This is a genomic window from Chitinophaga niastensis (assembly GCF_003014755.1).
Taxonomy (GTDB): domain Bacteria; phylum Bacteroidota; class Bacteroidia; order Chitinophagales; family Chitinophagaceae; genus Chitinophaga; species Chitinophaga niastensis.
This window is the reverse complement of record NZ_PYAW01000004.1, coordinates 324,432-344,409: the sequence shown is the minus strand read 5'-3', so window position 1 is coordinate 344,409 and position 19,978 is coordinate 324,432. Positions and strand designations below refer to the sequence as shown.

General features: G+C 41.2%; 16 protein-coding genes. 7 read left to right on the top strand and 9 right to left on the bottom strand.

The features are described 5' to 3' along the window. The first annotated feature begins 308 nt into the window (after positions 1–308). The gene (locus CLV51_RS20235; RefSeq protein ID WP_106529895.1) at positions 309–1,166 is read left to right on the top strand and encodes an AraC family transcriptional regulator; all 858 of its coding nucleotides are present in this window, start codon (positions 309–311) and stop codon (positions 1,164–1,166) included. 145 nt (positions 1,167–1,311) lie between these two features. Here CLV51_RS20235 and CLV51_RS20230 read toward each other — a convergent pair whose 3' ends face one another. From CLV51_RS20230 to CLV51_RS28945, 5 genes are all read right to left on the bottom strand, one after another. Continuing rightward, the gene (locus CLV51_RS20230) at positions 1,312–3,135 is read right to left on the bottom strand and encodes a right-handed parallel beta-helix repeat-containing protein (RefSeq protein WP_106529894.1); all 1,824 of its coding nucleotides are present in this window, start codon (positions 3,133–3,135) and stop codon (positions 1,312–1,314) included. A gap of 81 nt (positions 3,136–3,216) precedes the next feature. Further along, the gene (locus CLV51_RS20225) at positions 3,217–6,345 is read right to left on the bottom strand and encodes a DUF5107 domain-containing protein (protein ID WP_106529893.1); all 3,129 of its coding nucleotides are present in this window, start codon (positions 6,343–6,345) and stop codon (positions 3,217–3,219) included. Between the two features lie 51 nt (positions 6,346–6,396). Continuing rightward, the gene (locus tag CLV51_RS20220; protein WP_106529892.1) at positions 6,397–8,568 is read right to left on the bottom strand and encodes a glycosyl hydrolase family 95 catalytic domain-containing protein; all 2,172 of its coding nucleotides are present in this window, start codon (positions 8,566–8,568) and stop codon (positions 6,397–6,399) included. A 95-nt stretch (positions 8,569–8,663) separates the two neighbouring features. After that, complete coding sequence (locus tag CLV51_RS20215) at positions 8,664–9,203, bottom strand: glycoside hydrolase domain-containing protein (RefSeq protein ID WP_245898873.1); 540 nt, start codon at positions 9,201–9,203, stop codon at positions 8,664–8,666. Further along, entirely contained in the window at positions 9,137–9,367 is a 231-nt protein-coding gene (locus CLV51_RS28945; RefSeq protein WP_146151333.1) for a hypothetical protein, read from the bottom strand. The genes CLV51_RS20215 and CLV51_RS28945 overlap by 67 nt, the downstream gene beginning before the upstream one ends. Positions 9,368–9,756: 389 nt before the next feature. Between CLV51_RS28945 and CLV51_RS20210 the strand changes: the two genes are divergently transcribed. Further along, positions 9,757–10,629: an AraC family transcriptional regulator gene (locus CLV51_RS20210; protein WP_106529890.1), complete on the top strand. Its 873-nt coding sequence runs from the start codon at positions 9,757–9,759 to the stop codon at positions 10,627–10,629. Positions 10,630–10,675: 46 nt separating this feature from the next. On the opposite strand, the gene CLV51_RS20205 is transcribed toward CLV51_RS20210, so the two are convergent. Both CLV51_RS20205 and CLV51_RS20200 read right to left on the bottom strand, forming a co-directional pair. Further along, positions 10,676–11,272, bottom strand: a complete 597-nt coding sequence (locus tag CLV51_RS20205; protein WP_106529889.1) for a hypothetical protein — start codon at positions 11,270–11,272, stop codon at positions 10,676–10,678. Beyond that, positions 11,262–11,771: an RNA polymerase sigma factor gene (locus CLV51_RS20200; protein ID WP_106529888.1), complete on the bottom strand. Its 510-nt coding sequence runs from the start codon at positions 11,769–11,771 to the stop codon at positions 11,262–11,264. The genes CLV51_RS20205 and CLV51_RS20200 overlap by 11 nt, the downstream gene beginning before the upstream one ends. 211 nt (positions 11,772–11,982) lie before the next feature. Between CLV51_RS20200 and CLV51_RS20195 the strand changes: the two genes are divergently transcribed. From CLV51_RS20195 to CLV51_RS20175, 5 genes are all read left to right on the top strand, one after another. Further along, positions 11,983–12,408 (top strand): 4-oxalocrotonate tautomerase, encoded by a 426-nt coding sequence (locus CLV51_RS20195; protein ID WP_106529887.1) that lies wholly within the window; start codon positions 11,983–11,985, stop codon positions 12,406–12,408. Between the two features lie 81 nt (positions 12,409–12,489). After that, complete coding sequence (locus CLV51_RS20190; RefSeq protein ID WP_106529886.1) at positions 12,490–13,176, top strand: type 1 glutamine amidotransferase domain-containing protein; 687 nt, start codon at positions 12,490–12,492, stop codon at positions 13,174–13,176. 238 nt (positions 13,177–13,414) lie between these two features. Further along, complete coding sequence (locus tag CLV51_RS20185; protein WP_106529885.1) at positions 13,415–13,801, top strand: DUF1398 domain-containing protein; 387 nt, start codon at positions 13,415–13,417, stop codon at positions 13,799–13,801. A 445-nt stretch (positions 13,802–14,246) separates the two neighbouring features. Beyond that, positions 14,247–15,290 carry a methyltransferase gene (locus tag CLV51_RS20180; protein WP_106529884.1) on the top strand — a complete coding sequence of 348 codons (1,044 nt, stop codon included), beginning with the start codon at positions 14,247–14,249 and terminating at the stop codon, positions 15,288–15,290. A gap of 27 nt (positions 15,291–15,317) precedes the next feature. After that, positions 15,318–16,697 (top strand): tyrosine phenol-lyase, encoded by a 1,380-nt coding sequence (locus tag CLV51_RS20175; RefSeq protein WP_211302065.1) that lies wholly within the window; start codon positions 15,318–15,320, stop codon positions 16,695–16,697. 369 nt (positions 16,698–17,066) lie between these two features. Here the strand turns inward: CLV51_RS20175 and CLV51_RS20170 are convergent, their stop codons facing one another. Then, a complete protein-coding gene (locus tag CLV51_RS20170; protein ID WP_146151332.1) occupies positions 17,067–18,917 on the bottom strand; it encodes an OmpA family protein in 1,851 nt (616 codons plus the stop codon). 24 nt (positions 18,918–18,941) lie between these two features. Further along, the gene (locus CLV51_RS20165; RefSeq protein ID WP_211302064.1) at positions 18,942–19,946 is read right to left on the bottom strand and encodes a PorP/SprF family type IX secretion system membrane protein; all 1,005 of its coding nucleotides are present in this window, start codon (positions 19,944–19,946) and stop codon (positions 18,942–18,944) included. Positions 19,947–19,978: the final 32 nt, after the last annotated feature.

The following is a 19,978-nucleotide window of genomic DNA, read 5'->3' as shown; positions in this document are numbered from 1 at the left end:
AATCAATTTTACTATATGATTAAAAAAAATGCTGGCATTATGTGCCCAAATATAATGCATAAATCTTCAATGTGATGGCTTATGCACAAGTGGATAACCAGAATGCCCTGAAAGTTTTATATTTTTGCCACGGCCGTACCGAGTCAGCTATTTTGTCTTACTAAAAAAAATACGAAACCCATGAACCTAACCAAACATCTCCTCCCACCATTGGAATATAAAAGCAAATACAATAAAGAGGTGGTTAGGCAGGATAAAACAATTAAGTTAAATGTCCCGTCCTAAATTTAGTTGACTAAAAAACAAAAATGAAAAAAATCCCTGTAAGATATATAAATGCTGTCCCAAAAGATCCGAATTATTCTGAACACTTTATCATACGGGATATTCAGGATTTACTTGCTGGAAAAGACATGGTTCAGGAGCTTCACAGACATGATTTCTTTTATATGCTGGCTCTGAAAAAAGGAACAGGTAATCATGAGATAGACTTTACATCGTACGAGGTTTGTGACAATGCTGTTTTCTTCATGCGTCCTGGCCAGGTACATCAGCTTGCACTGAAAGCAGGAAGTACGGGATACCTGGTGGAGTTTAAGGCTGATTTCTATTATCCACATGACAAAGTATCAAATCAGCTATTACGAAAGGTAAGTAATATGAACCATTGTCGCCTTGATGACAATCGATTCAAAAAGTTAGTTTCTATATTGACTTATATTTTTCAAGAGTATACCGACAAACAAGAAAGGTATCAGGAGGTTATTAAAGCGAATCTGGGTATTTTATTTATCGAACTTGTCCGGCAGGATAACAAAAGCCCCTCGAATAATGTCAACCCATATACACAGGAACGGCTGGAGGAATTATTAGAACTTATAAAAACGCATATTGCTAACCATAAACAAGTGTCCCAATATGCTGATTTATTGAATCTTTCTCCCTATCAGCTTAATGCAATCACTAAGGGAACGCTGGGTAAAACGTGTTCAGCACTTATTAATGAATATATTATTCTGGAGTCCAAAAGATACCTTCTTGCAACATCTAATCAGGTAAACCAGATAGCATATCATCTGGGTTACGAAGATGTTTCCTACTTCATCAGATTTTTCAAAAAGCATACCGGGTATTCGCCTGAGGCGTTTAGATATAACTTCAAATAAGTCCTGCTAAATTACATTTTTGTCCTATCCTGCTGATGGCTGTGTGAACTACTTTTGTACGTAAATAACAAGTTGTAAACTATTTATTAATCAAAAGTTTAAATCGAATCAATATGAAGCTGAAATGGGATGAAAGATACTTAGTTTACCGCGCTTTTTTGGGAAGGGGGCCTTTTACTTCTTTCGGTAACATATTTTGCAACTCAACAACCGGCTTAAAAGGCACTTTAAAATCATTATCGGTAACAATAACCCCTGCACAGGCATTGAAACTGAAAGCTGCTCTTAATGGCCCCTGCGGCGCCATATAATCATTCATCCAGGTAATACGATTATGGCTGAATATCAGATGCTCCGTACTGCGTGCCGTTAACAAAGGATAATCATAGATCTTAAAATCATTGTTTTCTATCCTGATATTACGATGCACCATATACCCTTTTACCAGCTCATGATTCTCCGGCGCAATGGCAATCACGTAATTGCCGGGAGCCTGGTTATAACCACAGCCCTCAAAGGTATTCCCGGTAATGGATACATCCTGTACAGGACCGGATTCATACCAGCTGCTGGCATCATCCGCTATTAAGATGGCATGCATACCTGTTCTGTAAAAAATGTTGTTTTCTATCACCACTTTTTTGCGTGTGGTAACCAACAGTCCTCTTGTATTCACGCCTTCAAAACGGCAGTTTCGTATAGTCAGTGACGGTACCCAGGTAATATTCTCCAGGCAATCGCCTGTACGAACATCCGAAGGAATATCCTTGCTTAAAGTAACTTCCATCTCCCGCGCTGAAATTAGCCTGGCAGCAGTAACCAGGCCGGTGCCGTATCCCTGTAAGGCAGCTGAATGCACAAACATAATACTGTCGCCCGCAAAAAAAGCAGCGAAACCATAAGTCTGGTGATGCATAAAACGGAGCTTCAATACCCGCGGTGATATTTTTTCTGTGATGACAAGATGTGTTCCATGTACATTGACAGGATCATCATGCAGTCCTTTGAAATGCGCAGCTGTAATTTCAATCTCTCCCTTACAGCCGGAAAAATGCATACCATCAGCAAAAGAAGCCATTACCCTGCCACTGTTTTCTGCAGGCATCACCTGTACATGGCTGTAGTGAAGATTTTCAGAAAACTGGGCTACAATACCCAGGCCATGCATATAATGCATGTTTATGTTTTCCAGGCGCACATTTTTGCAATGTTGCATGAAGGCACCTACCTGATCTCTGATCCCATCTCTTACAGTCAATACATTCCCGGGGGCTCCTTTAAAAGCAGAAAAATCGCCGCTGAACTTTACCAGGTCAGGTGCTATCAATGTTGCCTGACTTTTGTAAAACGGGTTCCAGGAAGAGTAGGTATAAATACCCCTGGCAGTATCTGCCAGCACCGCGTGGAATTGTTTCATACCCCATTTTTCGCCATACCATTCCAGACGCTGGTTCACAATGGTAAATTTTGAATCCGGATGCACTGCTGCCACCACAAATTGCGGTGTCACTGTTTTCAGGGTCATTTCAGACATGGAAGGCCGCTCAAAGTCCACGCTTATATTACGCAGGGTAATATCTTCACAGTGATCAAATAACCAGGTGATCATCTTTCCATGAAAAACAAATGTAGCGCCATTCCCCTCAATGGTTAATCCTTTGAAGTTTTCAAAAAACAACCCTATTGTTTTTATTTTGTTGCTGACTTCTGTTTCACTGGAAGTATTGGAAATAAAGTATTCCTTCTTTACGGCATCTTCCGGGTAGAAATCGTAACGGCCCGCCGAAAATTCCAATACAGCGCCAGGCTTATCTTTGCAGGCTGCAATAGCCTGCTGCACGCCTGCGGTAGCATCTGTAAAAGTATTGGGCAATACACCAAAACTGCTGACATTGACTTGCTGTTGTGCAGCTGCTGTTAATGACAGGAGCAATGCAAAAAGAGTTGTTACCGGTTTATGAATCATCATTGGTCTATTTCTGTTAGAAATCCTTTACGCGGGTTTATTTCAATACTATCGTTGACGGATATACGGCGTTGATCCTGGAAATTATTCATTAAACAACCTGCTCAGGAAAAGAAAGGTTTGATCATTCACGTCAACCTCTTTGGCAAGGGTTTTAGCCCGATCCAGGTCACCGGAATAAATGGCATTGCACCACAGCATTATTTTGGATGAAGGATTATGCGTAAGTAATTTGTTCATGACCTGGTCCCCTTCGGTTTTCTTTCCGGCTTTTTTTAATAGCCAGGCAGTTAAAAAGTCGCTTATGTAAGGCGATAAGTTCAGTTGCCCTGTATGGCCGATGATTTGGTCTTCCATCTTCCTGGCAGATATATTATCTTTCAGCTTTTTAAAACACTGAAATGCTATAAAATCTTCAAGTTGTTCATCCACCTGGTATGGTTTTCCAACACCCAAATTGGCAGGCCACTGCCTTGCCAGGGCGATACCATCGAGCGCCTTTCGATATTTTTGAGCCTTCATTAAATCCAACGAGTTCCCGATGTTCGCATTTCGCCAGATTGTTCGTCCTTCGATGGAACCTTCGCAAGGCAAAACCCGGATATTTTGGAGGAGACTGATACATTTTGTGTAGTCCTGGTTCAATTCCAGTACTTTGGCATAATGCAGTCCCAGGTAATAGTTCATAGGATTTCCCTTGTAATAATTCCGGGCCAGTTCTTCTGCTTTCGTAATATTGCCCCGATCCAGGTAAAACCTGGATGCATATAAGCCAGCCCGCCAGTCATTCCCGGCAATGGAAACAGCTCTTTCAACATCGGTCTGTGCTTGTTGGCTATCTGCGTTCAAAATCCGGGAACGGGCAATGTAGAAAGGATAAAAATCGGGAGTATTTCCACAACTATTCCACAGGCTCCGGCCTTTTTCATCGGCCCCCGCATTCAAATAAATTAAGCCGGCATAGTAGTTTAGTTTCCAGTTATCCGACAGTGTTTGTGCCCATTCCAACGGTTTCAGTGTTTCTACCCGAAATGGAAAAACAAATTGAGGGTTTTGTTCAATTACCTTTTTAAACGCGACGTATGCAGCCTGTTCATTTCCTAAAAGATGATTCAGATAACCTGTCCAGAGCAATACAACCGGATGATTTCCGGGTGCCATCTCCAGCACCTTCAGCGCATCAGACAACTGCCCGTTTCGAAAATACCATAATGCATATTCCAGATAGGTTTCGTGGGAAAGTTCATTGCAAATGAAATGCTGAACCAATAATTTGTTTTCATTTGAAGGATCAGAAAGAAATTTTTCAAACCGGATAAAATGATTGAGTGGGTCTTTCTCTTCCAATTTAGTGAGTTGACTACTTACCTCTTCCATCATTCCAAGTTTCCGGAGACAAAGAATTTTCAACTGAATGGCGGCTGAACCCTGTTGATTATAAACAAGGCTTTTCCCGGCATAAGCAAGCGCCTTGCGGTAGTCAGCTTGTTTCAGCAACACGGAAGCAAGCGCATTGTATGCAGCACTCCGTTGGGAAACGCCTGCCGATGCGATGGAGAATCCATCAATAGCCGAGGTAGTATCGCCCAAAGCAAGACCTGCCAAACCATAAGACATGTTGGCGTCCGGATCATACGTATCCACTGAAAGTGCTTTTAATGAATATGCTAAAGACGCTTTGTAATCCGTTTTTCTATAGGCAAGGTTAGCCATACCCGTCAAAGCAGGTACAAATCCCGGTTCTATCTCTATTGCTTTTTTGTATTCTTCCCAGGCTGTTTTATAGGCACGTTGTCTTTCCTGCTCTTTCCCTTTCAGGTAATGCCCGTAGGCTGTTTCCCAATTAAATCCTGCAGGAGGTTCCACAGGACGTTTTATTTCATATTTTTCCCGGTCGGCATCAAACAGCAGTTCATTGTTCAACCATACAGATAGTTTCTTATAATCACTTTTGTATTCGAATGATTCATTGATGCTATGCATCGGTATTGTATGAATTTTTTTATTAAAAACTACTTCTTTGCCTTCCCGTACTTCCAATGAACCATCGGTAATTTCATTCGGGCAAAACCATACGCTTACCTTATTTTCGTGTTGTTCCATATTCACAGAACCAATAGGCGAAGCACTTTTCAGCCCATTTGTGCCCTTCACCGGAAACCAATGCTCCATCCATTCGTCGGTCGATCCAGGGGCAAATCCCCTATTTTTAAATGGCGTATTACTGCTTCCTTCACTGGCTTGATTAAACAATCTTCCGGATTGGATTTCAGTATATTGCCCATCTGTATCGGTCAATAATTTTTCCCAAATCATTCCTTCATCAGACAATCCCCAAATCCAGACTTTCTTGCCCGGCTTTTCATCATACGGGGAATAATGCGCAAAACCAAAATCATCATTATGCCAATAAGCCCCGTAAAAATTCGTCATTTCTCCAAATACATGATATGATTTATAACTCCCAAAATTATTCTTTTCATAAAAATTAGTCTTGTGGCCTTGTTCATCTACCGGCCATGGGAAATGTTTTCCATCATGTCCCAGGTAATAATTCCCGGGGAAAACGTATTCAAGGTCCCCTTTCGTTTTTATTCCCAGATTCATCCAGTGATAATAAGATTGTTCCAATCCTGTGGGATTGTCCCAGGTTGAACGGGTGGTAAACCAGGCCTTGTCTTTGGGCAGGTTGACCTCCACACTCCAGCGGGTATGTGAAGGAAGGTCAATAGCTCCGACAAAACAACTGACACTGCCATCACCGTTTTTCCGGATCAGATAATCCACAGGAGTAGAACTGGTAGGAGCATGGCCAATCACGCCAAAGTTCATCTCAATTCCTCCGGATGTCCAGGGACCCCGCATGGCTATATCACGGAATTTTACTGCATGATTATAGTAAACAAACGCTTTACCCGTAGATTTCTCTATGGCTCCCCATATTTTGCCACCAATCTCCGGAGTAATCCACAGTTTGATGTAATCATTTTCCATTTCTACCATCTTCCAATCTTGCATAGTTCCCTTATCAGCATAGCCATCAAAACGGAAATAGGGGAAAATCTTCCTAGGTTCTGGTACTGGATCAGGATCCGAAAAGGGGTAAGTTTGCAGCGAAAATTGTTTCTCAGAAATTTGTGCCGTTTGGGCAATCAGCAGATTTGAATTTGCTGTACAAATTGCTGGAATCAGCCACAAGAATATTTTTTTCATTTTATTTTTTTTCCTGGATATATAATAACCATCCTTATTCCTGATTTGAGATTATATTGATTTTAGTGCTATCGTTTCATTGATTGCTGTTTTAAAAGAAATACTATTACCATCAAATATTTCAGCCTTTTCCCCATTTCTTATTAATAGCACTTTTTTATCTGGCCATGGATTGATAATAGTGCATAACATCCCTTGTTCACTTAAAATTTTAACATCAGCAACTACTCCATTTGTCAATCGGGCAGAAACCAGGAAGGCACCCCACGCCCTTATATTTTTAAAACCTGCACTTTTATCTTTTGGAAAACCACTAAACAAACGAATTACATTACCTGCACTCATGCAAAGCATTTCATCGAGCGCATTAGCTATGGTACAACTGTTTTCTATACCATGCGGATTGTTTAATTGAAAGCCGTTGGGATAGGTATGCAAAGCATATTTATGTAACTCATTGATGATAACAGAAGGATCATATCCTACCCTGATTGCAGCAACGAAAAAACTGTTGCTGGTATTCATATCCTGCCAGCGTTTCATTTCATCAATGGTATTACGGGCCACTGTCAGCAATTCCTCTTTGCTGTCAGGTGTAATGGCATTGGCGGGATAAATTTGTTGAATGCCTAAGCCATTATTGGCCCACCAATCAACTCCTTCTTCGGTATAACGAAATACTTTTTTGCTATTTCGTATTTGAACCGGGAAATCACTGAGTTTGGTTAAAATATCCTTCCATTTTTCCTGCCTGTTTTCATCTACTTTCAATGTTGCGCTCAAATCAATAACCAGGTTGAAAGCATTTCGAATGAGCCCAAGCGATAAAATCGGGTTTTTATCTTTTCCGGAACCTTCGTGAATGGCATCGCCGTAAATAACATATCTGCCGTTCTCAAATTGTAAGTAATCTTCCCAAAAATTTGCAATAGCCAAAGCGTACGGATATATCTTTTTACCATATTCTTTATCATAAGTACAACGCCAATGCTGAGCCATGTTTATCAGTCCGTAAGCAGCATTGGAACGTTGTCCGAAGAACAAACCTTCTTGTTCCAGTATTTCAGTATGATTCGGATGGTTTCTGGTTACTTCAATACCCATCGGACCAATACCCACAGGATATAAAATACCCCGTGTATTTGTTACATTTTTTGCATACCACTCTCCTCTCGGCATAAAATCAAGAAGCGGGGCATCATGTGGCGCTCCCTGTTCCAAACGATTGGCTGCATACAAGCCATAAAATGGCGCCTGAAAGTTATAATTCAAATGATAATCGCCATTCCATCTTGGAGTATCAGTAACTGTCCAACCAAATATTCCCGGAGGAAATTTTATATCCCGGCTACAAGCTGCCATTGTATAAAGTCCCTGATAATAAGCTTTCATCAAAACAGTATCTTCAACAGTTACGGAAGATTTATTCCAATATGCGTCCCACCATTTATTATGCTGTTGCAGGAAGGTTACAACAGTATTTTTATTGACTTTTTTTATATGGTTCAATACATATTCCAATGGTGCTGCTTTTTTGAATTTACTTTCAATAGCCAGGGCAATGAGTAATTTTTTGCCTGGCTGCAATTCAATAATGTTACCTGTATAATTGATGGTTTTTAATGCAACGGCCACTTCAGTTGGAATATCTACGCTATCTGAAAAAGCCCGGGTAAGCCAACAAATATCACCTGCTTTACCGGTTTTCAATTTCGCCTGTTTGTTTTCCGGGGCTGTTAAATTTATGGAAACTTTTGTTGCTTTATCTATTGCGCTCAATTCAATAAAGATCAGGTTGTCTGTTGCCGATACCCATGATTTTGTTTCGAGCTTTTGTGCCTTTTTATTCAGCAGGCAAGTGGTGATACCGTTCCTGATAAACTGTTCGGCAGAAAAATCTGCATCATTAAACCCTTCCATATTGATATCAACAAAGCCAACTACGCGTGGCCCCGACAATTTATCAGATTGTGACCGCAACCGCCAAAAATCATTCTTGGATAAGTAATAACGTAAACAATCTCCTTTATAACCCACACTCATTGTTACATCCCCGTTTCCCATTAAAGGAGCATCAATCGAAACATCATTTGGGATATGCGCGGGCGGCTTTGTCCAGCTATTTTTAAACAATCCGATTGGGCCAATTTCAGCTATATTACTTTGAGCAAAAGCACCAATGCTGTATACTAACAACAAAAAAAACAGTTTTATTACTTTCATAATTTCTGATTAAAGATTGAATCCAGTCCGGGAATAAGATAATTAAAATTTGCTATACAAATTGCTGGAATCAACCACAAGGATGTTTTTTCATTTTATTGATTTTTCCGCTGGATATATAATAACCAACCTTTTTTAGGTTCAACCGGAATTGAATCCCCGGGTTTGAAAATAGTATAATGCTGGAAATTCTTAATTTCAGGAGCTATCAGGATTGCTTTTTCAGGATCAATTCCCAGCGCCTTCCAATCGAACTGAAATGAAAACTTAATTGGTTGCTCAGCCCAGCTTGCAACAGCAATCAGCGTTTTACTCTCCTTTTGATAGATGGTGGCATAAATGCCGGGATGACTTGTCTTAACAGGACACTTTTTTTCCCAATATCCAATCATCCTAGCAGATTCAATTCCAAATTCGTCCCATATTTTCCAGATATCCCTGGGATCGCAGCTCACACCTTCCGTATTCCAGGGATAGCGCACCGTCATGCCATACACCATTCCTCTCCATGGATTGCCGCCACCTTGCAGCATGTCGCCCATTAGTCCGAACGGAATACCTGATGCCTCTACCAGCCAGTTAGCCGGCGACATGTTATTGTAATCGAAACTTTCTCCAAACCATATCTTGTTAATGTAAGGAAAAAACTCTGTGTACTGATTAGCAGGCCCCCCACTTCCCGGCAATTTATCGTAGCATCCACAAACCTTAACAGCGGGCGATAGTAGCGGTGGTGCAGTTCTTCCAACGCTTTCTCTGCATCCCCTCCTACCAGTCTGATGAATAAAGCGGCAATCATACCAAGTACTGAATTATTAAAACGGAATGAAAACAACTATTCGTCCTGATCCTTTTTTCCCACAAACGCATATCCTTGTGCTATCACAGGGAGTTAAAGCGTACTTTGGGGCAATACATGCCATCCATTGAAAAGCCACACATAGAAATGTGTGGCTAAAACATAAAGTGGAATTTTAGTGCCAAATGCATAAATAAAAACATTTTATTAAAAAAGAAATGCCCCTGCATAGGAATATTTCTTAAATACTATCACGTAATTAACATTTTACCAGGTGCCAAAATTAAACGTCTGAATCCGGGAACCCTTCTACTTTACTATTTAAAAACTAAACTATTTTAATCATTACTAAAGAAGAAACGAGTAAATTGCATAATTATAGTCCAGTCATGAAGCCACTTGTTCAGAAATTACCGCTTAATGAAAACACCTCATTTTTGGCTAAAACATTTCGCACGCCGCATTTTGAAGTAGGTTGGCACCAGCATATTGAATATGAGCTCATCCTCTTCACCGAAGGCTCAGGCCTGAGTTTCATCGGCAATCATGTGGGTGAGTTTGAGACAGGTGATGTTTATTTCTTAGGTGCCAACCTACCCCATACCTTTCAAAAAAGAGAACCCGAATTAATAACCAGTGCCGTTGTGGTGCAGTTCCGGGAAGATTTCTGGGGGCCTGACTTTATGCAAATCCCGGAATGCAGATCCATCAGGCAATTATTGGAGACATCGCAGTACGGTTTGAAAATAACAGGTAATTGTAAACAAAAAATACAGCCGTTGATCGTAGCATTAGAGGCTGCCGACAGCTTCCGGCGCATACTGATCTTAGGGGAATGCCTTGAAATAATAGCGACTGCAAAAGAGTTTAATAAAATATTGACACAGGAGGTGAAACCCCAAAGCCATAAGGATACAACATGCATTGATAAAGTCTTTCAATTTACAATTGATTCTTTTAAAGATCCCATCTCGCTTTCGCAGGTGGCTGCCATTGCCTGTATGAGCGTACCTGCCTTCTGCAATTATTTTAAACGAAGTACCAAAAAGACCTACATCGATTTCCTGAATGAAATAAGAGTAGGTTATGCCTGCCGCCTGCTCATAGAAACCCAAAAGCCAGTGCTGGAGATCTGTTATGAAAGCGGTTACAATACCATCGCCAATTTCCATAAGCAGTTCCTCAAATTAAAGAGCAAAACTCCGCTACAATACAGACTGCTTATCACTCGAATCCAGGCCAGCAATATGGGGTCCGATTGAAAAAGATGCAGGATCAGGCGTTCATTTTAACATGGTGAGTGAAGGATTATTCAGATGAGTCATCACCGCTTGATGCTTCGTTTTTCAATTTGTTTTGCAATATTTCCAAATCACGCTTTCTCGCTTTGTAAATGCTGTGTTCCAGACCACCGGCATAGTAGGCGAAGGCAAAGAAAATCAGTAGCAGTACGATTACCCAAGCCGGTTTCCCTCCTTCTCCAACTCCAAGAAGGGCTAGTATACCAATTGGCAGCATGTTCCAGCGCATAAGTTGTGAAAGACGAACCTGATAAGTAGCTGTTGAAATGGCGTGACTAAGATCGCCACCAATAGATCGGTCAAACCGCTTACTCCCTTTTATTCTGCGGATCCGGCTCATCAATAGATACAATGCGATAATAAATATCCAGGCTGCCATCAGGAACATAAATATATTTCCGTGCTGCCCGGATAAATTCATACCAAGAATGAAGCTTGCGGAGCCGATATATACAATGATTAACAGTAACTCACTTGTATTGGTAATATGCAGGGCCTGCTTCTTTTTTGCCGCAATACGGTTGTACAATGCTTTTTCATTGATGGTATAGAGGGGCTGACTGTTTTGTAAGTCCCATATTTTTTGTAGTTCTTCAAATTCCATGGTAATAATGCTTTTTTGATTTAGTGATCAAATACTTTTTGATGCGATTAATTTTCACCCCCACATTTGACTCCGTAATGCCCAGTATGCCAGCTATATCTTTGTAACTAAAACCATCCAGCAGTAATAAGGTAATGGAGCGATCAATTGCATCGAGTTTGTAAATTTCTTCATAGAGCCAGATCAGTCGTTCATCCATCTGTATGCTGTGTTCCTGTAAGATGTGCTGTACATTATCAAGGTTATCTGCATGATAATATTTTCGTTCCTTTCTTGTCCATTTAATAGCTGTATTGAGTGAGATACGATATAACCAGGTGGTTACGGAAGCCTCATGCCTGAACGATGGAATGGAATGCCATATTTGAATGATAATCTCCTGAAAAAGATCATCCTGATCCATAGCAGAAAATGCGTAAGCTCTAACTATTTTAAAGATTAGCGCTTTATGCTGACCAAGCCATTTTTCATAAATATGATGCTGTTCATTTTCTGTCATGGTCTATTGTTTATCTTATTAGTACTATTAATGGAATAAATTCTTACAGTAGGAAGAAAATAATCAAAATATGCAAAGAAATAAACTCCACCTCAAGTAAATAAGACTACCCTTAAGAATGTTGTCTTATGACAACTTTTAGGATTTTTCATCTCCTCATCTTTGCATGGTTAATCAACAATATTATTCAATTATTTAAAAATTATTAACTATGCCGCTTACAGTAATTGCCACTCAAGGTATTTTTACGCCAGAAAATGAAAAGAAAGTAGTACCGGAGTTGTCCGCACTAATGCTGAGATTGCATGGATTAGCCGGGAATAAATTTATGACGCCTGTAGTAATAGGCCACCTCAATCTGGTTTCACCCGATCTTATCTTTTCAGGTGGCACTCAGGTTTCTGCTGTATTTATTGAATGGAAAGTTCCGTCCTTTGGTTTTTCCAGCCAGCAGATTCTGAATGACTATGTAAAGGAAGCTACTGACATTGTAGTTCAACTATCCAATAGCACATTATCCCGGAAAAATGTCTTTGTAAACGTTGTTCATGCAGTGGATGGTTCCTGGGGAATTCACGGAAAGGCATACAATAATGTTGAGCTGATCGAGGCTGTCAAGGCGGACGTGGCTTATTAAGGTTACCATCATATAAAACTGAACGGGGCCTGAATAATTACTGTATTTATTCGGGCCCCATTACTCTGGCCAAATTCATTTATGAAATACATATTGTTCATCGTGACTTCTGTTGACAGGATCGGAACGGATCATATTCCAACAGGGTACGAATTTTCTGAAATAGCCGATCCTTATTGGGAATTTACTAAAGCTGGTTTTACAGTGGATTTCGCCAGTCCAACGGGCGGTTCACCTCCGGAAGATGGCTACGAAGAAAATAATACCAATAGTCGGCTGTTTAGAAATGGACCCGGGTTTAAAAGACTGAATTTTAGTCATAAACTGGAAAATGTTGATATAGATGCTTACGATGGTATTTTCTTTCCTGGCGGATTGGGCCCAATGGTGGATATGGTGGATCATCCGCTGGTTAAGGATATAGTGTCGAAAGCCTATGAAAAAGGTAAGATTGTTGCTGCTGTGTGTCACGGGCCGGTTGCCTTATTGAATGTAAAACTATCCAGTGGTCAATATTTGGTGGAGGGTAAGAAGCTCACCAGTTTTACCACAGAGGAAGAGGTCATCAAGAAGCATCATGTAAATAGAATTATTCCATTTATGCTGGAAGAGGCGTTGATCAGGCAAGGCGGTATTTTTAATAAGAAAGCTCCTTTTATAAGCCATATTATTAAGGACGGCCTTATTATTACAGGACAAAATCCTGCCTCTGCAAAAGATGTGGCGCAAGCTGTGATAGAAAAGATCCTTGGCCAGAAAATAGGCTAAATCGATAGCCCGGTATTTTAGGATTTAGAAGCCCTCAAATCCAATGATTTGAGGGCTTCTAAATTTGGTCGTGCCCCTGTGGTCCAAGTCTCGAACCAGTTTATAAATGGTCTTAAAAAGCTTGCTAAATTAAAGCAAGTTACAAATAGAATATAAAGAAGGATAGAAGGCATAAAAGAGGAAAGGGCCTTTTAATTTATATTGTTTAAGTTTATAACAGCTAAAAAATACATTAATCATGTTTACTATCGAACAGATAAATGATGTACACGAAAAACTGGGTACGATGAAGAACTTTTTAAATTATGTGACAGCGCTTAAGTTACTGGGTGTTGAAAAGTACGATTCGTATCTGACTGATGGGCACTCTCAATACTTTGGATCAAATGGATACCATATTGAATCAGCACCTGTTCATGAAAAATTGCCCGTTGCAGACAATAGTGATAAAGAAAGTTTTCTACGGCATCTCTCTTTGCACGGAGAAGGAAAAACTAATTATATAACAATGTCCAGAGGCTTAGCGGAAAGTGGTATAGAGAAATGGACAATAGATACTTGTAACGCCACTATCTCCTATTACGATAAGCAGGGGAACCAGCTGCTGGTAGAATCAATTGTGTAAAAAGGAAAAATGAAGACAATCAAGGTAGCGCATGCCGTTGCTACCTGTTATCCCCCCATGCAGACTTATACAAATTGCTGAAAATACGCGCAAACCTTCCCGATTTAGCCATTTACAATAAGGCTTTCAAGGCGTGTGTTGAAAGTTGCTAAAAAATAAAATAACCACTGATTTTTCATACCCCATTGCTGCACCACAAGAACTGAAGTGTAGATTCATGTGAAACAAAATATCTTTGAAAACGACGCGATGATGATTATTTCTGCTTGCGGCAGAAAAAGTATTCCTGCATGTTGCCCTCTTCAATTAACCGGTTGAATTTATAGGGCGGCACCTATAAACATGCACTTTATTTTATAAAGCATCTTTTCTCAACAAACTTTGGAAAAATCTACCTTTTTGTTTACCTGAAATACCCTTTTTTTCTCATCAAAAAATTTTCAATATGGATAATACTAATCCCTCAACATCGGCTGTTGCCAGTCGTCAGCAATCAGAAAGAATATTAAAGTACATTACCAATCACTGGCTTTCATGTTGTGTTTATGTATCTGCCCGGCTTAACATTGCCGATATTCTCTCAGACGGTCCCAAAACAATAGATGAACTCGCCGAAATAACGGCTACACATCGCCCTTCACTTTATAGATTGTTAAGAACACTGGCCAGTGATGGCATTTTTGAAGAGTCTGCACCTGGTACTTTCAGTATTACTCAAGCTGCTACTGCTTTGAGGGGCAATGTACAGGGTAGCCTGAAAGCCTTCGTACTGGCAGAACTCGGCGATTTTTACAATCCCTGGGGTCAGTTATTATATAGTGTCCAAACAGGGAAAATTGCATTTGATCATTACCACGGCATGAATCTTTGGGAATACTATAAAACCCATCCGGAAGAAGGGCTCAATTTCATGAAAGCGATGACGGATTTAACCCAGGTTATGAACCAGGCAGTTGCCGAAAAATATGATTTTTCCACATTTAAAACATTGATAGATATCGGGGGAGGCAATGGAGAACTAATGTTCTCCGTATTGAAAGCCACTCCCGGATTAAACGGAATTGTGTTTGACGAACTTTATGTAGTGGAGCAAACAGCAGCAAGAATTAAAGCCATCCCCGATATTGCCGGGCGATGCAGCGTAGCAGCCGGTAACTTCTTTGAACAGGTTCCGCCGGGAGCAGACGCCTATATGATGAAATATATTCTGCATGACTGGCACGATGAAGATGCACTTAAGATACTTCGTGCCTGCAGTAATGCGATGAAGACCGGAAGTAAAATACTGGCAATAGATGCCGTTATTCCCCAGGGCAACCTGCCACATGGAGGGAAGCTGATGGATGTAAATATGCTGGTTGTTACCGGTGGATATGAGCGTACAAAGGAAGAATTCAGCAGCCTGTATGAACAGGCCGGGCTGCGATTTTTGCGGGTGGTGGATATTGGGCTGACCGAATTGAGTATCGTGGAAGGAGAAAAAATTTAATGGCAATACATCACTAAATCATTGGCTATGGATGATAATGAAATGACAGCAGAGCCGTATAAAATAAAGATGATTGAACATCTTAAAGTAACAAGCAGGGAAGAGCGGGAACAGTTTATCAGGGAAGCCGGCTATAATGTTTTTAACCTGAGATCAGATGATGTATACCTTGATTTCCTGACAGATAGTGGTACTTCAGCGATGAGCGAACAACAGTGGGCTGGCATGATGCTGGGCGATGAATCTTATGCAGGGAGTCGTAACTTTTATCATCTTGAAAGTGTAGTTAAAGAATATTATGGTTATAACTACGTCGTGCCTACACATCAGGGCAGAGGTGCAGAACATATTATTGCCAGGATGCTCATAAGGCCAGGCACCTACATTCCGGGAAATATGTACTTCACCACCACCCGTGCCCACCAGGAGCTGGCGGGAGGCACCTTTGCAGATATTATTATTGATGAAGCGCATCAGCCATCACTTTCATACCCATTCAAAGGCAATGTGGATCTGCAGAAACTGAGAGACCTGATAGCAAGGGTGGGCGCGGCTAACATACCCTACGTAAGCATTGCCACTACCGTGAACATGGCCGGAGGACAACCCATTTCACTTGGAAATTTAAAACAGGTAAGGGAGCTGACACAGCAACACGGCATAAAAATAATACACGATATGGCCCGCGTTGCGGAGAATGCTTATATGATACAACAGTACGAACCAGGTTACAGCGATAAACCGGTAGCTGCCATCGTCAGGGAAATATGCGCGCTCACTGACGGAGCTACCATGAGTGGTAAAAAAGATGCACTGGTAAACATAGGCGGCTTCCTGGCTCTCAATGATCTGGCACTCTATGAAGAGGCAATCAACCTGGTGGTACTCTACGAAGGGCTGCATACTTATGGAGGAATGGCCGGCAGAGACATGGAAGCGATGGCAATTGGAATCACTGAATCTGTGAATGAAAAACATATCTCCGCCAGAATTAAACAGGTACAGTACCTGGGCAAAAAATTGCTTGATGGAGGAGTACCCATTGTATTGCCGGTGGGCACACATGGTGTTTATATTGATGCTACTGCTTTCCTACCCCATTTATCTCAATTGGAATTTCCCGCACAAGCCTTAACCATAGCGCTTTACAAAGAAGGTGGCATCCGGTCGATGGAAAGGGGAATCGTTTCAGCCGGCCGCGATCAAAATACAGGGGAACACATATTTCCGAAAATGGAATTGGTGAGAATGGCAATACCAAGACGGGTATATACCAATCTGCATATTTCGCTGGCAGCTGAAATCGCTATTAAAGTGTATGAGAATAGAAATAATATCAGCGGGTTAAAAATGGTTTACGAGCCTAAATATCTCCGGTTCTTCCAGGCCCGCTTTGAACCGCTCTAATTGGCAGATGCCCGTCTACTCCTTCGAAAAGTGGTGCAGGTGCAATTATGAGCATCTGCTATAATAAAAAATAGAGGTAGCCAGGAATAGCACCTCTTTTTCTTAACCATATCCTATGAAAAACCAAAAAAATACTTAATTATTCACTATTGTGTTGTTTGTCTATTCTTTAGCGGGCACAAAGATAGTGGAGTTATATAGTTGCGCCTGTATTACAATTACTACTATTCAGTTTTAGCCTCAGACAGGGATTGGCAAATGATAAACAGGTGCCGGCCAATAATGGCTGGCACATTCTTTTATCCGAATTCAACTTTTATCCGTTATGCCATTGAGATAATAGAAATATCGCTTATTATAATCCATTGCTTAATATAATACCTTCAACTCAGATCGTCTGTTTTGTTTATGTTGTTGTTCAGTACAAGGCACGCCGTCCTTACAACCGTTGATGATGGCCTGCTCCCCTATATTCCTGTAATAAATGCGGACAGGGGATATTCCTTTATTATCCAGGTAATTGATCACAGCATAACAACGCAGGGATGACAAGTCTTTGTTATACTCATCAGTACCGCGACTATCCGTATAAGATATTACCAACAGCTTCCACTGTGGATGCTTTTTCATGATACCTGCAACATAATCCAGTATACGGCGCGATTCGGTAAGCAGCTCTGTGCTATTATAAGCATAGAAGAACTGGAATTTCTCCAGTTCCATTTTATCTTTTTCTTCTTCAGGAGTGAGTTCATGCTTCACGATCACTTTATCAGTTCCGCCTTTAACGGCACTATCTCTGCCTGGTTTATTACCGGATGTTACAACCGGGGGAATGTGATCATTTATTCTCTCAAAGTAATGAGCGTCTGTAAAGGTGTAAACATCATCACTACCCTTCCCTCCCTGGCGGTTGGAAGACAGAAACCCTTCATATCCATTCCCTTTCAGAATAAAGCCGATATCATCACCCCCGGTATTAAAAGGAGGCTTCATATTCACAGGATGCTCCCAGTGAGAGCCGCTTCCCTTAACCCGGTAGATATCATATCCACCCATGCCTACATATCCTTTACTGGAAAAATATAATACTCCTTCTTCGTTGATAGTGGGAAAAGCTTCCGGGGCAATAGTATTCAAATCAGGTCCACAATTTACCGGGGCTCCCCAGGTGCCATCCTGCTGCTTTTCGCTGTACCAGATATCTGTCTGACCATATCCTCCCGGCCTGTCGGAAACAAAATACAGTAAACTACCATTTTCAGTCAATGCAGGATGACTGGAAGAATAACCATCCTGGTTAATCAGTAGTAACTTCACAGGCTGGCTCCATACACCATCGTGTTTGAATGACTGGTAAATAAAAAGTCTGCGTATACCGCTCACAGGGCCTTTCCGGCTATCTGGCAATACTTTATCCTGCTCATTGATCGTAACGTATAAAGTATCTTCCGCTTTATTCAGACAAACAGGACCTACATGATAATGGTATTTGCCCAACAATTGAGGGAAAAGCGCTTCCAGGAAAATATTGGAACCATCTGTACTGTATTGCTTAAAGATGTATGGCTTATAATAAGGCTGTTGCGTGCGTTTGTCATCTGCCGGATGATTTTCCACAGCACCATTCAGTAACATTTTCTGGTAACCGTTTGCCACCAGTAACAGCCCTTCTTTTACCACACCACTTATCACTTCAGAGTTCTCAGTGTTCAATGCGTTGAACGCGTTCAGTGCTATAACAGGAGGCTGTTGTTTCCATGCAAGGGCACTGTCACAACTTTTTAACACCATCTCTTTTAATTGCACACTATCTGCTTTTACAGTATTAAAAAGTGCATATTGTAATTTTGCTTCGCTGTATAATTCCTGGTTTCTTAACACTTCCCCGTAGGCAAACCACGCCTCTGCCGGACAATCAGGCAGGGATGTTATTTTTGCATACCAGCTGCCAGCTCTGCTGAACTGTCCCACTTCCTGGTAACAAGTGGCCAGTTTCAACAACTGTTCTGTGTGTACATGCTTACCTTTGTTATGTACCAGCCTTTCATACAGACCAGCCGCTATTGCAAATTCCTGCCTGCTGTAGGCCTCTTCCGCCATTTTCAGCACACTTTTTTGCTCCTGTGCAAAAAGGGAAAACGGCAACCAACAAGAAAGCGCCAGCACATATACTGTACCTGACAACTTTTTACCGAAATAAAGATGATAGTATCTCAAGGTTAAACTATTTAAGGTGGCCCATTAGAAATAACGCGGATTACTAATGTTATACTTTTTGGAAGGGAACAACACGCCTATGGATATTTCATGAGATCCAGCCTGATAGCCGGCCATTTTGTTCACGTTCAGATCATAAGCATAACCAAAGCGAAAACGGTCGCCCACATAATACTCAAGAATTACACTGGCAGCATTCACCTGTTGCAGGCGTGAGTCGAGGTTATTTTTATTCCATAATTTCACGCTTGTTCTATATGAACCTCCTACCCACAACTTTTCACTGATCAGCAGGAATGCATTCAGATCCAGGCTGGTAGGGGCTTTAAAATCCTCCTTCAGCATCAGTGTAGGTTTTAGTTTCAGGTCGTCAGAAAGATTCAATACGGTGCCTGCGGTGAGATATGCATGTTGTGTTTTGCGGATAGTTTCATAACTGTTCCCCTTCCAGGAATACCTGCTGCCATCAGTATACAGGGAAAAGAGATCCATGACTGAAACGCCGAGATAAAAAGAGGGGGTATAATAGTAAATACCGAACCGTGCATCAGGAACCCAGCGGCTTACCTTTCCTATGGGGATTGCATCATCATTATTATCGACATATTGCAATGCGTTACCATCAATTGAATACTGAGTTACACCGCCACCCAGGCCAATGCAAAGCCGACGGGTATCTTCCTCATCCAGTGGAATACGATAGGAATAGGAACCATAAAGGGAGAGCGCTTCCTGTGGGCCTGTTTTATCAAACATCATTTGCAACCCTACACCTACCCTGTTATCCGGAGCACTGGTCAGACCATCCACAGATATGCCACCTGTACGCGGTGCTCCGGGGAAACCTGCCCATTGATGACGGTAAACGCTATTCACGTACCAGTCTTCCTTATAACCGGCATAAGCCGGATTTACTGTCAGACCGTTAAATGCGTACTGACTGAACTGTACATTTTGCTGTGCTTTCCCCTTCACTCCTGCAATCAGCAGAATGATGGTGAACCAGGCTATTAACTTGCTTTGCATCATGTAATGCTTTTACTTAACACGGAATACAGATG

Coding starts and splice junctions, on each gene's coding strand:
- CLV51_RS20235 (WP_106529895.1), top strand. CDS start 309: ATGAAAAAAATCCCTGTAAGATATATAAATGCTGTCCCAAAAGATCCG.
- CLV51_RS20230 (WP_106529894.1), bottom strand. CDS start 3,135: ATGATGATTCATAAACCGGTAACAACTCTTTTTGCATTGCTCCTGTCA.
- CLV51_RS20225 (WP_106529893.1), bottom strand. CDS start 6,345: ATGAAAAAAATATTCTTGTGGCTGATTCCAGCAATTTGTACAGCAAAT.
- CLV51_RS20220 (WP_106529892.1), bottom strand. CDS start 8,568: ATGAAAGTAATAAAACTGTTTTTTTTGTTGTTAGTATACAGCATTGGT.
- CLV51_RS28945 (WP_146151333.1), bottom strand. CDS start 9,367: ATGATTGCCGCTTTATTCATCAGACTGGTAGGAGGGGATGCAGAGAAA.
- CLV51_RS20210 (WP_106529890.1), top strand. CDS start 9,757: ATGAAGCCACTTGTTCAGAAATTACCGCTTAATGAAAACACCTCATTT.
- CLV51_RS20205 (WP_106529889.1), bottom strand. CDS start 11,272: ATGGAATTTGAAGAACTACAAAAAATATGGGACTTACAAAACAGTCAG.
- CLV51_RS20200 (WP_106529888.1), bottom strand. CDS start 11,771: ATGACAGAAAATGAACAGCATCATATTTATGAAAAATGGCTTGGTCAG.
- CLV51_RS20195 (WP_106529887.1), top strand. CDS start 11,983: ATGCCGCTTACAGTAATTGCCACTCAAGGTATTTTTACGCCAGAAAAT.
- CLV51_RS20190 (WP_106529886.1), top strand. CDS start 12,490: ATGAAATACATATTGTTCATCGTGACTTCTGTTGACAGGATCGGAACG.
- CLV51_RS20185 (WP_106529885.1), top strand. CDS start 13,415: ATGTTTACTATCGAACAGATAAATGATGTACACGAAAAACTGGGTACG.
- CLV51_RS20180 (WP_106529884.1), top strand. CDS start 14,247: ATGGATAATACTAATCCCTCAACATCGGCTGTTGCCAGTCGTCAGCAA.
- CLV51_RS20175 (WP_211302065.1), top strand. CDS start 15,318: ATGGATGATAATGAAATGACAGCAGAGCCGTATAAAATAAAGATGATT.
- CLV51_RS20165 (WP_211302064.1), bottom strand. CDS start 19,946: ATGATGCAAAGCAAGTTAATAGCCTGGTTCACCATCATTCTGCTGATT.